This is a genomic window from Streptomyces sp. NPDC039465 (assembly GCF_055639315.1).
Genome location: NZ_JBVKAP010000006.1, coordinates 269038 through 282087, shown reverse-complemented (window position 1 = coordinate 282087; position 13050 = coordinate 269038). Strand labels below are relative to the sequence as shown.

At 72.7% G+C, this 13050-nt stretch carries 11 protein-coding genes; 6 read left to right on the top strand and 5 right to left on the bottom strand.

Annotated elements, in window-relative coordinates; genetic code table 11:
- Nucleotides 1-9: 9 nt before the first annotated feature.
- Nucleotides 10-1035 (bottom strand): TrmB family transcriptional regulator, encoded by a 1026-nt coding sequence (locus ACZ7LT_RS21670; protein WP_471237698.1) that lies wholly within the window; start codon nucleotides 1033-1035, stop codon nucleotides 10-12.
- 151 nt (nucleotides 1036-1186) lie between these two features.
- Here ACZ7LT_RS21670 and ACZ7LT_RS21665 point away from each other — a divergent pair, with 151 nt between their 5' ends.
- On the top strand, nucleotides 1187-3997 hold the full coding sequence (locus ACZ7LT_RS21665) for a M4 family metallopeptidase (protein WP_471237697.1): 2811 nt from the start codon (nucleotides 1187-1189) through the stop codon (nucleotides 3995-3997).
- 62 nt (nucleotides 3998-4059) lie between these two features.
- Here the strand turns inward: ACZ7LT_RS21665 and ACZ7LT_RS21660 are convergent, their stop codons facing one another.
- Entirely contained in the window at nucleotides 4060-4893 is an 834-nt protein-coding gene (locus tag ACZ7LT_RS21660) for a lysozyme (protein WP_471237696.1), read from the bottom strand.
- Nucleotides 4894-5113: 220 nt separating this feature from the next.
- Between ACZ7LT_RS21660 and ACZ7LT_RS21655 the strand changes: the two genes are divergently transcribed.
- The gene (locus ACZ7LT_RS21655; protein WP_028797975.1) at nucleotides 5114-5599 is read left to right on the top strand and encodes a MarR family winged helix-turn-helix transcriptional regulator; all 486 of its coding nucleotides are present in this window, start codon (nucleotides 5114-5116) and stop codon (nucleotides 5597-5599) included.
- 25 nt (nucleotides 5600-5624) lie between these two features.
- Here the strand turns inward: ACZ7LT_RS21655 and ACZ7LT_RS21650 are convergent, their stop codons facing one another.
- From ACZ7LT_RS21650 to ACZ7LT_RS21640, 3 genes are all read right to left on the bottom strand, one after another.
- The gene (locus tag ACZ7LT_RS21650; protein ID WP_471237900.1) at nucleotides 5625-6161 is read right to left on the bottom strand and encodes a cupin domain-containing protein; all 537 of its coding nucleotides are present in this window, start codon (nucleotides 6159-6161) and stop codon (nucleotides 5625-5627) included.
- A gap of 26 nt (nucleotides 6162-6187) precedes the next feature.
- Entirely contained in the window at nucleotides 6188-7414 is a 1227-nt protein-coding gene (locus ACZ7LT_RS21645; protein ID WP_471237695.1) for a cytochrome P450, read from the bottom strand.
- Nucleotides 7415-7544: 130 nt separating this feature from the next.
- A complete protein-coding gene (locus tag ACZ7LT_RS21640; RefSeq protein WP_471237694.1) occupies nucleotides 7545-8327 on the bottom strand; it encodes a hypothetical protein in 783 nt (260 codons plus the stop codon).
- Between the two features lie 365 nt (nucleotides 8328-8692).
- Here ACZ7LT_RS21640 and ACZ7LT_RS21635 point away from each other — a divergent pair, with 365 nt between their 5' ends.
- The 4 genes from ACZ7LT_RS21635 to ACZ7LT_RS21620 are packed head-to-tail and all read left to right on the top strand — an operon-like array spanning nucleotide 8693 to nucleotide 13032.
- A complete protein-coding gene (locus ACZ7LT_RS21635; RefSeq protein ID WP_471237693.1) occupies nucleotides 8693-11488 on the top strand; it encodes a sensor histidine kinase in 2796 nt (931 codons plus the stop codon).
- Nucleotides 11485-11964, top strand: a complete 480-nt coding sequence (locus ACZ7LT_RS21630; RefSeq protein WP_471237692.1) for a roadblock/LC7 domain-containing protein — start codon at nucleotides 11485-11487, stop codon at nucleotides 11962-11964. Before ACZ7LT_RS21635 ends, ACZ7LT_RS21630 begins: the two co-directional genes overlap by 4 nt.
- Complete coding sequence (locus ACZ7LT_RS21625; RefSeq protein WP_019889423.1) at nucleotides 11961-12371, top strand: DUF742 domain-containing protein; 411 nt, start codon at nucleotides 11961-11963, stop codon at nucleotides 12369-12371. Before ACZ7LT_RS21630 ends, ACZ7LT_RS21625 begins: the two co-directional genes overlap by 4 nt.
- Entirely contained in the window at nucleotides 12352-13032 is a 681-nt protein-coding gene (locus ACZ7LT_RS21620) for a GTP-binding protein (protein WP_471237691.1), read from the top strand. Before ACZ7LT_RS21625 ends, ACZ7LT_RS21620 begins: the two co-directional genes overlap by 20 nt.
- Nucleotides 13033-13050: the final 18 nt, after the last annotated feature.

Genomic DNA, 13050 nt, shown 5'->3' with positions numbered 1-13050 from the left:
AAGCCGGCGTCAGACGTCCAGCCATCCCCGCAGGGTGGCCCGCGCGCCCGCCTGGAAGCGGGTCTCCGCGTCCAGCGCCTCCAGGAGCCGGCTGATCCGGCGGCGCGCGGTGTGCACATGCACGCCGAGGCGCCGGGCGATGGCCTCGTCCTTGAGCCCGGCCGCGAGCAGCCCGAGCAGTTCCCGCTGCGGCTGGGACAGTTCGCCGGCCCCGTCGTCGGTGGCGCCGGCGCCCGCGCCGCCGAGCGGGGTGGCCCGCTCCCACACCGTCTCGAAGAGCGGCAGCAGCGCGTGGTGGAGCAGGCAGTCGCCGACGACCAGGGCCGAGGCGGTCGCGTCGGCGGCGCCGCTGGGCGGCAGCAGGGTGATCCGCCGATCGACGGCAATGAGTTTGGTGGGGACGGCGGAGGCGACCCGGGCCCGCAGGCCCCGCTCCACCAGCGCCGTCAGGGACCGCATCCGGCCCGGGTAGCCGAGCGCCGTCCGGTCGAGGACGGTCCGTACCCGTACGCCGCGCTCAAGCAGCGCCTCGACGTCCAGGCCCGGGGTCCGGGAGGTGCCGTCGCCCGGCTGCCCGCCGGTGTACGGCGGCCGGTCCAGGATGGCCACCTCGTGCTCGGCCAGGGCCAGCAGGGACGCGGCCCGCTCGGCGATCGCCCGCGGGCCGGTGACCACTTCGATCCCGCCGTCGGCGGCGCTCGGCGAGAGGGACGTCAGCCGTCCGGCGAGCTGGTCGGCGGACATCCGCAGGCGCTCCAGCTCCGCGGAGCGCAGATGCAGTTCGGCCTGTCTTCGGTGGATCAGCGTACGGATCGCGGCGGCCGGCGCCGCCGGGTGCGGCAGCCCGCCCCGGTCGGAGGGCGAGGCGAAACCGTGCTCGACCAGCCGGTCGAGGGCGCTCTGCAGTCGGTCTCGCGGCAGTTCGAGCAGGACCGCCAACTCCTCGGCCCCGCACGCCCTTTCCTGTAACAGCGCCTCGTAAGCGCGCTCTTCGGCCGCCCCCAGGCCGAGAGTTCGCAACTCCCCCTCGATCATGGGGTGGATTCTCACTCCGCCTTCACGACGCACACAAGTGTGCGTGTCCACTACTGAACACCGGCTCAGCATTGAACGGCCGATACCCCACCTGTTGCATGGTCATGACCACCTGAAACTGCCTGACCAGCATGTGGGAGGGGTACGTTCTGTGCGCACGTACAGGAGAAAGACGACCGGTTCGCGGCGGGCCGGAGCGGGGGTGGCGGCGCTGCTCGGCGCCGCCGGGCTCCTGATCACCGCGGTACCGGCGCAGGCGGCGGCGACACCGCCCCCGGCCGCCGGTGTCGTACCGGCCACCGACACGGAGACCCCGGCGCTCGTCGAGGGCATCCGGGAGCCGGTCGACGCGAAGGCCGCACCGGCCGACGCGGCCCGTGAGCATCTCGCCGCCAAGGAGAGCCGCTACAAGATCGCCGAGCCGGAGCGGGACCTCGCGCCGCTGCGCACGGTCGCCCAGGGCGGGAAGGAGACCGTACGGCTCCAGCAGAAGCACCGGGGTGTCCCCGTCCTCGGCGGGCAGTACGTGGTCCGGATGGAGACCAAGGACGGCGGACGGGTCGTCACCGGCACCTCCGGGAAGTACTTCACCGGACTGACCGCGGGCACGGAGCCGTCGGTCACCCAGGAGACGGCCGTGCGCCGCGCGGTCGCCGCGACCGCCCGCGGGCTCGGCGGCAAGAAGCTCACCCGCGCCGACGCCGTGAAGCGGGAGGGCGCCCCCTCCGAGAAGGCGGCCGCGCTCAGCGGGACCGCGCGCGGCCTCGTCGTCCTCCCGCGCGGCGAGGGCGTCCTCGCCCACCACGTCACCGTACGCGGCGTGGACCCGGCGACCGGGGAGCCCGTCCTGCGGCAGGTGTACGTGGACGCGAAGGCCGGCTACCCGGTCCTCGAGTACAGCGGCATCAAGACGATTGCCGGCGTCCGGAAGCCGGGCGGGAAACCCCCGGCCGCCGCCTCCTCCGCCGCGGCGCACCCCGGCTCCGAGGGCAGCGGCGTCCTCCTGGACGGCACCAGGGTCCCGCTGAACGTCTACCGCGACACCGCCCGCGACCAGTACGTCATGGTCGACCACGCGCGGATGGCGGACGGCACCAAGGGCACCCTCTCCACCTGGGACGCGACGGGCCGCGACGTGAGCGAGGCGGCCGGGGCCTGGCCCAGCGGCATCAAGGAGGTCGGCTCGGCCACCGCCGACTTCGGCAAGGAGGCCACCGACAAGGGCGCGGTCGACGCGCACTGGGCGGCCGGCCAGGTCTACGACTACTACAAGCGCCAGCACGGCCGGGACGGGCTCGACGGCCGGGGCTCGTCGTTCAACTCCCTCGTCGGCGTGACCGAGTTCGGCCAGCCGTACGTCAACGCCTTCTGGGACGGCCAGAAGATGGTGTACGGCTCCGGCGACGAGGAGTACAAGCCGCTCGCGGCCGACCTCGACGTCGTCGGGCACGAGATGACCCACGGTGTCGTCGAGAACACCGCCAACCTGGTCTACGCGGGCCAGTCCGGCGCCCTCAACGAAGCCATCGCGGACTACTTCGGCAACGCCGTCGACGTCACCGTCGCCGGCCGCTCCATGAGCGACCCGGACGCGGGCCTCATCGGCGAGAACCTCTGCCGCACCACCGCGCCCCGCGACTGCGCGCTGCGCGACCTGAACGACGGCGCGAGCACCTCCAAGAACTTCCTCGGCGTCGCCTTCGGCACCGACAACGGCGGTGTGCACCTCAACTCGACCATCTTCTCCGGCGCGCTGTGGGACATGCGCCAGGACCTGGGCGCCGAACTCGCCGACCGGATCGTGTACCGGGCGCTGTCCTCGTACATGACCCCGCTGGACGGCTTCACCGAGGCCCGGGCCGCGGTGCTCGCCGCGGCGAAGGAGCTCGGGGCCTCCACGAAGCAGCTGTCGGTCGCCAAGCGGTCCTTCGCGGCCCACGGCATCGTCCCCGGCTGGGAGAAGGCCCTCGGCGTCGACTCCGACGTCCTCTTCCGCAAGCTCAACACCGACGGCACGGGCGTCGGCGCGGGCGGCGGCTGGTGGACCGCGTCCAAGTCGAACGACGACGGCTCCGAGCCGTACTCGGTCTACGCGGGCCGCGCCGACGGCACGGGCACGCCCAAGCTGATCAGCCCCAACGACGGGCGCTTCCACGTCTACCCGGCGACCGACGGCAAGACGGTGGTCTGGGCGGCGTACGGCGCGAGCAGCCTGGACATCCTCTCCCGGCCGCTGGCGGGCGGCCCGATCAAGAAGCTGTACACGTCCACCACGGACATCTCCGGGCTGCGCTACGAGAACGGCGTCGCCGTCTTCGAGACGTACGACCTCTTCGGAGGCCGGCACGTCGGCTTCCTGCGCCCCGGCGACCGCGAGCCCACCTTCGTGGACGGCGGCCGCTACCACCTGGCGACCGCGCTGCCCTCGATCGGCAAGGGGAAGATCGCGTACGCCAAGCTGTACCCGGGCGAGAACGACTACCGGCTCGGGGTCGAGATCTACGACCTCGCCACCGGGAAGGCGACCCTGACCGAGCAGCTCGGCGAACCCCAGGGGCTCGGCCAGACCGGCATCAACGGCAGCCATGTCTTCTGGCTCGTCGACGAACTGACCGACGACGACGGCCAGACGGCGATCCGCCGGGCCGGCCTGGACGGCACGAACGCCTTCGACATCAGCGGCGAGGCCAAGCCGGGTGCCCTGATCGCCGGCGACCTCACCGTCTCGGAGACGGCGGTCACGGTCAGCTCCCAGCTCCCGGCCCTGTCCTGGAACAACGAATCGCTCTCCAAGCTCTGGCAGCTGACCACGGACGGCGCGCAGCGCGAGCGGGTCTCCTGCAACCGCGGCGAGCAGCTCTCCCCGGCGGCGGCCGGTGACCGCCAGGTCATCTGGATCGACGCCACCACCGGCTGGACCGACCTCGCCACCCGCACCCGCCCCACGGGCCGCTGCGGCTGACCCGGCCCCGCACGGACCAGGACCCCCGGCGCCCGTGCGCCGGGGGTCCGCCGTGTCCGCCGTCAGCCGTACGCCAGCGCCTGTACGCGGTCGTAGGCGCCGTTGAACTTGTTGTGGTCGCCGACCGTCGGGCCGGTCGAGGTGTACTGCCACATCGTGTAGTAGCCCCAGCCCGCCGGGAGTTCACCGGGGGTGGTGTTGTAGCGGGCGATCCACAGCGGGTTGACCGAGCCGAAGCCGCCGTAGTTGCCGGTGCACTGCTTCCACCACGAGGTCGCCGTGTAGATCACCGGGTCCCGGCCGGTGCGGGCCTTGTAGCGGTTCACGAAGTCCCGGATCCAGGTGACCATCCCGGACGCGCTCTTGCCGTAGCAGGCCGCGCCGTAGGGGTTCCACTCGATGTCCAGCGCGCCCGGCAGGGTCTTGCCGTCGCGGGACCAGCCGCCGCCGTTGTTGACGAAGTAGTCGGCCTGGGCCGCGCCGGAGGTCGTGTCGGGGGTCGCGAAGTGGTACGCGCCGCGGATCATGCCGACGTTGTAGGAGCCGTTGTACTGCTGCGCGAAGTAGGGGTTCTTGTAGTACGTCCCCTCGGTGGCCTTCACGTAGGCCCACTTCACGCCGCTGTTCCAGAGGGTGGTCCAGGCGACGTTGCCCTGGTGGCTGGAGACGTCCACGCCTTCGGTCTGGGCCGCGCGGGAGTCGCTCGGCAGGCCGCCCACGCCGTCGTGGGCGGCGACGCCGATGCCCATGTAGGCCTCGCCGCGGTCGGGACGGTCCGGGCGGTCGGCGGCCGTGGCCGCGCCGGGGAGGGTGAGGAGGAGGGCCAGGGCCGCGGTCAGGGCGGCGGCCACGGCGGATCTGCGGTGGCGGATCTGGCCGGGTCTGCGCACAGGCATTGCGTGCCTCCGATGAAACCTCGGTGGTGGGGGGATCCGGGGGGAGCGACATGCGCTGGTGTGGACATGTCACAAGTGACGCTACGCACGTAGAACACCGCGCGGAAGAGGTGCAGGGTGCTGCCGTTGGTCTACGCCTGCGAAATACTGACGGAGCTGCGGCAACGGCCCCGGCGGTAAGAAACTTTCAGTCGGGTAAAAGCGCGCGAGGGGTGCTGACGTGCACAGAAGCGGTACGGGGAGTGAAGCGGACCCGACCGGGGAGAGTGGTGTGGACCACGAGTTCCTGGCCCTGGAACGCGAATTGGCCGTCTTCCTGCGGCGCGCCCGGGCGTCCTCCGGCGAGATGGCCCGCGAGGTCCACCCGGAGCTGGAGCCCGCCGCCTATGGACTCCTCGTCCGGCTCGACGAGGCCGGCGGCCAGCGCGCCACCGACCTCGCCGGCTATTTCGGTGTCGGCAAGGCGACCATGAGCCGCCAGCTCCGCGCCCTGGAGGACCTCGGACTCGTCGCCCGTGACCCCGACCCCGCCGACGGCCGCGCGTCCCTCGTCCGGCTCACTGACGAGGGCCGCGACCGCTTCCGGCATGTGAGGGATGCCCGCCGCGAGCGCTACGTACGCAAACTCTCGGGCTGGGACCGCGGCGAGGTCGCCGAACTCGCCCGTCTGCTGCACCAGCTCAACACCCGCGCCGAGGACCGCTGACCGCCCTCCGCCCGGCCGGCGCACCTCAGCCGCCCCCGTGCCGCAGCGGCGTGAGCTGCTCGATGTCGTACCGCGCCCGCAGCCGGGCCACCGCCGCGTGGTCCACAGGACCGCCGGAGGCGAGGATGTCCATCAGCTCCTCGAAGTATTTCTCGTGGTCCGGCGGCGGCGCCGCCTGGAACAGCATCCGGGCCGGCTCTCCGGTCGGATTGGCGAAGGCGTGCGGACACCCGGGCGGTACGAGGATCAAGGTGCCCGGACCCGCCCGCATGACCCGCTGCCCCGACCGCGACTCCCACTCCTTCCAGGAGTCGGGCGTCCGCACCAGCGGCTCGAAGGCGAGCACGTCCAGCTCGCCGTCGAGGACATAGAACAGCTCCTCGCTGTGCCGGTGCGCGTGCGCGCCCACGTCGAACCCCGGCGGCACGCTCACCTCGAAGGTCGACGCGGTCGGCGACTGCCCGCCGGTCACCTTGAACGTGACGTCCTGCGCCGCCGTGGTCAGCCGCCGCCCGGCGCCCGGCGGCACGACCAGCCCGTCGCCCGCCACCGGCGCCGCCATGCCCGGCCGCCCGGCGTCGAGCGCGGTCACCAGCTCACCGGCAGGGTCTCGGGCCCCCGGATCAGCGCACCGCGCTGCCAGCGGATCTCGTCCGCCGGCACGGCGAGCCTCAGCCCGGGGAAGCGGTCCCACAGCGATTGGACGAGGATCTCCGACTCCATCCGGGCGAGCGCGGAGCCGGGGCAGTAGTGCGGCCCGTGGCCGAAGGCCACATGGGGGTTGTACGGACGGCCGAGGTCCAGGCTGTCGGGGTCGGCGAAGACCGACGGGTCGCGGTTGGCCGTCAGATACGAGACGTAGACCGGATCGCCCTCGGGGATGACCACCCCGCCGACCTCCACGTCCTCCAGCGCGATCCGCGAAAGACCCACGGCGTTGCGGTGCGGGATGTAGCGCAGCAGCTCGTCGACGGCGCCCGGCAGCAGCGCCGGCTCGGCGCGCAGCCGGGCCAGCTGGTCCGGGTGGGTGAGCAGGGCGTACACCATGTTGGCGCTGTTGTTGCGGACGGCGTGGGCGCCGCCGATCTGGATGAGGACGGCGAGTCCTACCGCCTCGTGCTCGCTGAGCACCTCCTCCTCGACCGCCTCGGCCAGGACCGCGGCCAGCGTCTCGGACCCCGGGGGCCGCGGGGCGCCGATCAGGGTGCGGAAGTAGGCTGCCATCTCCTCCTTGGCCCGCTCGCTCGCCTCGCGGCCGGCCGCCGCGGAGATGATGGTGTCCGACCAGTGCGCCATCAGGTGCCGGTCCCCGGGCTCCACCCCCATCAGCTCACTGACCATGATCAGGGGGAAGGGGCGGTTCACCCGCTCCATCAGGTCGGCGGGCGGGCCGTGCTCGGCCAGGGTGTCGAGGAGTCCGTCCATCGCCTCCTGCGCATGGGCGCGCAGGGCACTCAGCGCGCGGGCGCCGAAGGCCTTCGCCACGACCCGCCGCATCCGTGTGTGGTCGGGCGGATCGGCGAATCCGACGGCGCCGTCCATCGGGATGAAGTGCGGCGCGAGCCGGGTGACGGAGCGTCCCCAGACGGCCTGCCGGCTGAAGCGCGGGTCCACGGACACGAACTTCACGTCCTCGTACCGCGTCACCAGCCAGGCGTGTCCCTCGCCGTGCGGCAGCCGGACCCGCGCCACCGGTTCCTCGTGCAGCAGCCGGGCGAGCAGTGGGTCGAAGTCGAGCCCGGTCAGATCGGGCACGGCCCAGAAGTGGACCTCGGGGGAGGGCGTCACGCTCGACGCCGTGGTGGTGGTGCTCATGGAGTGGGGGCCTCCTGCGGTACGCCGTACATCCTCTCCCGTTATGCCCTCTTCCTCCCGATCGCGCGCGGCGAACGGTCCCTCACCCTCCGTTGTACGAGCGGGGTTCGGCTCACCCGGCCGGCCCCGCTCACAGCTCCACGTACAGTGCCGTCGCGTCGTCGTGGAGCTTCCAGCGGCGCACGCCGCCCGCCGTCCGGTCGGCCGACTCGATCGCCCGCACCCGCTCGACCAGCCCCCGCGGCCCCTCCTTCTCCAGCAGCCGGAAGCAGGCGGCCCAGTCGCCCTCCTGGAACAGCTCCACCCAGCGCGACGCGCCGTCGGTGAGCGCCGCGAAGGCCCGTACGTCCGCACGGGGCGTCACCCCGGTCACCGCCCGGTCGGCCACCGAGGGATCGGCCGCCGCCGTGAAGAAGCCGCCCTCGGTGTTGCGCAGCGCGTCGGTGGCCCCCCGGGAGCGCAGGATCTCGGGCGGGACCAGGTCGAGCCGCCCGTCGAGGACGGCCCGGACCGAGCCGTCGGGGGAGGCCAGGAGCAGGGCCGAGTCGGACAGCACCAGATGTTCGACCGAATCCCGATCCCAGCGCGCCATGACGACCGTCGCCTGCGGAGTACGGACGTGAGAAAGGTCACAGGTGTCGCGGTGGGCGTCCGCGGTGCGCCGGATTGCCAGGGACAGGATCTCGGCCAGGGAGAGGTCCCGTCGCGAACCGGACAGTTCGGTCAGCGCGCCGCCCAGCCGGGCGGTGAACCAGTCGACGGTGTGCACACAACCGTCATCGTCCGGAGGGGGTGTCACCCCGTCCAGCAGGACCGCGGTTCCTCCCTGGCCCGACGAGGGAAGGGCCACCGAGATCCAGTCCTCGTTGGGGTGTTCGGGGTGACCGGGGACCGTGACGAGTTCGGTGCGCATGATCCCCAGTCTGCATGACTCCTTCACACCGCCCCCGAACGGCCGAAATTGGCCTGTACCAGCAGGTCACGCCGTGTGCGGCGGGCGGAATCGAAGGCTCCGAGGAGCTGCGGGCGCGCATCCTGCCAAAGCCCGCGCGGAAGTTCCAACCGGCGCCGCGTACGGCCGTCCGGAGCTCGTCAGGGCGGCTTGTTTGTCAACTCCGGAGTGTTGTTCACTCGTTCGGGTGGCGGAGCGGCCGATGCGCGTCCCCTTCCCAAAAGCGCTGGAATGGTCGGAAGCCGTTCCAGGGGTGGGGGCGCTCTCTTGTGTGACCGGTCGTCACCTCTGCTTCATGGGTGGACGAGTCAAGGATGCGAGCACCGGTGCAGAAGAAGCGGCCTCGGAGCAACAACGGCACGCGCAATGAGACCCCCGGTGATCCGCAGACCCCGGACTCCGGCGCGGGCCGCACCGTCCGCGTACGCAGCCGGCTCGTCGCCGGCGTCGCCCTGGTCGGCATCACCGTCGTCGCGGCCGGCGCCCCCGCCGTCCTCACCACCTCCGGCGACCTGACCGACTCCCAGCGTCTGGTCACCCTCGCCGAACTCAACCGGCAGGCCGTCACCCTCGCCCACTCCCTCGCCGACGAGCGCGACGAGGTCATCGCCTACGTCGCCGCGGGCCGCGACGAGCAGAAGGGCGACGAGAGCGCCGACAGCGACAAGAGCCGCGGCAAGCGCCAGGTCTCCTCCACGCGCAGCACCCGGGTCGACCGGCAGATCGACGAGATCCACCCCGGCGCCCCGGCCGAGCTCCGCCGCGACCTCGCCACCGTCCCCTCCGTCCGCCGCACCGCCCTCACCGGCAAGGGCACGGCGCTGGAGACGTACAAGGCGTACACCGACATCATCACCAAGCTGCACGCGCTGGCCGACCAGCTCGCCCAGCACACCCCGGCCCGCGCCGCCGACGCCTCCCGGGCCCCCGCCGCCCTCGGCCTCGCCGTCGAACAGGCCTCCGCCACCCGGGGCCTGCTGCTCGCCGCGCTCTCCGTCCCCACCCCCGAGGGCTCCCAGCAGGGCCAGGGCTCCCAGGCCGACGAGGAGGCCGCCGCCGAGGCCGCCCGGACCCGCGACGCGCTCAGCGCGGCGGCCCAGCAGTCCCGCGTCCGCGAACTGGCCGCCCTCGCCGATTTCGACCAGGCCGCCACCTCCACCGCCCGCGACTCCCTCGCCGCCACGGTCACCGGCCCCGACGTCAAGGCCGCCGAGAGCCTGCTGGCCCGGCTCACCGACCGCCCCGAGCTCTCCAAGTCCGACCGCAGGACCGACCGGGAGGCTCTGGAGGCCGCCCTCTCCGCCCGGATCGAGCAGATGCGCGGCGTCGAGTCCTCCCTCGCCACCGGCCAGGTCGACCAGCTCGCCCAGCTCCGCGACGACGACGTCACCGCGCTCGAACTGCGCATCGCCCTGCTCGGCGGACTGCTCCTGGTCGCCATCGGCATCTCCACCGCCGTCGCCCGCACCCTCACCCGCCCGCTCGCCGTCCTGCGCATCGGCGCCGCCCGGCTCGCCGCGGCGCCCGAGGCCACCGCCGAGGAACCGATCCGCTTCACCGGCCGCAACGACGAGTTCGCCCAGGTCGTCCGGTCCCTCAACACCCTGCACGGCAAGCTGTACGCACTCGGCGTACGGGCCGGGAAGCTCGACGGCGACCGCGCCGACCTCACGGTCGCCCGGGACGCCCTCGCCGAGGAGCTCGCCGCGCGCCGCGCCGAACTCCAGGAGCAGACCGAGCGGCTCACCGCCGAACTGGAACGGCACCGCCACACCGTCCAGCACACCTTCGTCAACCTCTCCCTGCGCACGCTCGGCCTGGTCGAGCGTCAGCTCGGCGTCATCGAGAAGCTGGAGGAGCGCGAGCAGGACCCGGAGCGGCTCGCCACCCTCTTCAAGCTCGACCACATGGCCACCGTCATGCGCCGCCACAGCGAGAACCTGCTCATCCTCGCCGGCTCCGAACACGGCAACGCCCACCACGGGCCCGTCCCGCTGGTCGACGTCCTGCGGGCGGCGGTCAGCGAGATCGAGCGGTACGAGCGGGTCACCATCCAGGCCCTGCCGCCGCACGCCCATGTCGCCGGGTTCGCCGCCGACGACCTCTCCCACCTGATCGCCGAACTGCTGGAGAACGCCACCTCCTTCTCGCCGCCCGACGCCCAGGTCCAGCTGTCCGGCTGGCTCCTGGAGAGCGGCGAGATCATGCTCTCCGTCCAGGACGAGGGCATCGGCATCACCGAGACCCGGCTCGCCGAGCTCAACGCCCGCCTCGCCGACCCCGACCCGGACCACGACCTGGACATGGAGGGCGAGGGCCTCGGCATCCGGGTCACCGCGCTGCTCGCCGCCCGGCACGGCGTACGGGTCCAGCTGCGCGAGCAGAAGCAGGGCGGCACCGCGGCCGTCGTCGTCCTGCCGCAGGGCCTGCTGCCCGAGGCCCCGCCGGCCGCCGTGCCGCCGGCGGTGACCACGGCGGGCGGCGCGTCCACGCTCACGCTGCCCGGCTCGGTCGCGGAGGCCAACTCCAACACCCTCCCGGGCCGCGTACGGGACCCGCTGGTGGCCGCGGCGGAACAGGCGGTCGCCGAGGCGGATGCCGAGCCCGAGCCCGTGAACGAGCCCGAGGCCGACGCCGACGCCGACGCCGGCGATGAGCGCGTGGAGGGCTCGCAGCCCGTCGAGCCGGTCGAGCCTTCGGAGCCCCTGACCTCCGAGACCACCCTCCAGGTACGGATCCCGGCCCAGATCCCCGACCCGTACGCCATCGGCCCCGACACCCACGAGCGCGCCGAGGAGCCCGCCGCCGATCCGGTCCTCGACAGCGGCCCCAAGCCCGCCACCTGGGAGCGCGTCACCGACAAGGGCCTGCCCAAGCGCACCCCCCAGGTCGTCCGGCCCGCCGAGGCCCCCAAGAAGGAGCGCGGCGGCATCGACGCCGACGCCCTGCGCCGCCGCCTGGGCGGCTTCCACCAGGGAGCCAAGGACGGCCGCCGCGACGTCGAGGCGGAGATCGCCGAGGAACACGGCCTCGCCGCCGACGACCCCGAAGCCACACAGCAGTTGGAAGCAGTACGCACAGAGGAGACGACGGGGGATACAGTCGAGGAGGCACGCAGTTGACTGCGACCGGCACGTTCGGACTGAGCAGCGAAGCCCGCAATCTGCAATGGCTGCTGGGCAACCTCGTCGAGGAGGTGCCCGGGGTCAGGTCCGTCGCCGTCGTCTCGTCCGACGGACTGCTGCTGCTCTCCTCCGACCCCGCCCCGCCCCCCGCTCCCGGCGCCACCCACCCCCGCGGCCCCCGGGGCTCCAGCGCCGACCTCGCCACCATCGTGTCGGGCATCGGCAGCCTCACCGTCGGTGCCGCCCGCCTCATGGACGGCGGCGCGGTCAAGCAGACCATGGTCGCGATGGAGGACAGCAGCGTCCTGGTCATGTCGATCAGCGACGGCTCGCTGCTCGGCGTGCACGCCACCCCCGACTGCGACATGAGCGTCGTCGCGTACCACATGGCTCTCTTCGTCGGCCGCGCCGGACACGTCCTCACCCCCGAACTCCGCAGTGAGCTGCGCAAATCGCTGGAGAGCACCCGATGACGTCCGCCGCCGAACCCCTGCGCAGGCTCCCCGTCCGCGGCGAGGGCAAGCGCCCCGCCAGGGTCCGCCCGTACTCCCTCACCGGCGGCCGTACCCGCTTCGGCCACGTCCTGCTCGTGGAGACCTTCGTCGCCGCGCTCGAGGCCTCCGAGGAGCGCCGGGAGCTGGCGAACGGGATCGTCTCCCGCGTCATGCCGGAGATGCGGGCCATCGTCGAACTCTGCCGCCGCATGCGGACCGTCGCCGAGATCTCGGCGCTGCTGCGGATACCGCTGGGGGTCGTCCGGGTGCTGCTCAGCGACCTGGCCGACCAAGGAAAGATCCGCGTGTACGGGACCGGGCACGGCATCGGCCAGCCCGACCGCGCCTTGCTCGAAAGGGTGCTGAATGGACTCCGTCGTCTCTGACCTCCCAGGGGCCGCCCAGGCCCCCGGGATCGTCGCCCAGCCGGGACCGGCGGCGCCCGCCCCGCGCCCCGCCGCCGACGAGGGACTTCGGGACTGGCAGCTCGACCACACCCGCGCCCCGATCGCCACCAAGATCGTCGTCGCGGGCGGTTTCGGGGTCGGCAAGACGACCTTCGTCGGGTCCGTCTCCGAGATCACCCCGCTCCAGACCGAGGCGCTGATGACCCGCGCCAGCGAGGACACCGACGACCTCGCCGCCACGCCCGACAAGCTCACCACCACCGTCGCCATGGACTTCGGGCGGATCACGCTCGACGACGACCTCGTGCTGTACCTCTTCGGCACCCCGGGCCAGCAGCGCTTCTGGTTCATGTGGGACGACCTCGTGCGCGGCGCGATCGGCGCCGTCGTCCTCGCCGACACCCGACGGCTGACCGACTGCTTCCCCGCGCTCGACTACTTCGAGAGCTGCGGGCTGCCGTACATCGTCGCCGTCAACCACTTCGAGGGCACCGAGCTGTTCGAGGCCGAGGACGTCCGGGAGGCCCTGACAGTGCCCCCGCACGTGCCGGTGGTGATCATGGACGCGCGCAACCGGGTCTCGGTCATCGAATCCCTGCTCGCGATGGTCGCCCACGCCCTCGACGTCACCCCCGAATAAACCGTAGGAGACCCCGCC

Excerpts from the sequence above, each read along its gene's own strand:
- ACZ7LT_RS21660 (WP_471237696.1), bottom strand. The coding sequence starts at position 4,893 with ATGCCTGTGCGCAGACCCGGCCAGATCCGCCACCGCAGATCCGCCGTG.
- ACZ7LT_RS21645 (WP_471237695.1), bottom strand. The coding sequence starts at position 7,414 with ATGAGCACCACCACCACGGCGTCGAGCGTGACGCCCTCCCCCGAGGTC.
- ACZ7LT_RS21650 (WP_471237900.1), bottom strand. The coding sequence starts at position 6,161 with ATGGCGGCGCCGGTGGCGGGCGACGGGCTGGTCGTGCCGCCGGGCGCC.
- ACZ7LT_RS21640 (WP_471237694.1), bottom strand. The coding sequence starts at position 8,327 with ATGCGCACCGAACTCGTCACGGTCCCCGGTCACCCCGAACACCCCAAC.
- ACZ7LT_RS21625 (WP_019889423.1), top strand. The coding sequence starts at position 11,961 with ATGACGTCCGCCGCCGAACCCCTGCGCAGGCTCCCCGTCCGCGGCGAG.
- ACZ7LT_RS21620 (WP_471237691.1), top strand. The coding sequence starts at position 12,352 with ATGGACTCCGTCGTCTCTGACCTCCCAGGGGCCGCCCAGGCCCCCGGG.
- ACZ7LT_RS21670 (WP_471237698.1), bottom strand. The coding sequence starts at position 1,035 with ATGATCGAGGGGGAGTTGCGAACTCTCGGCCTGGGGGCGGCCGAAGAG.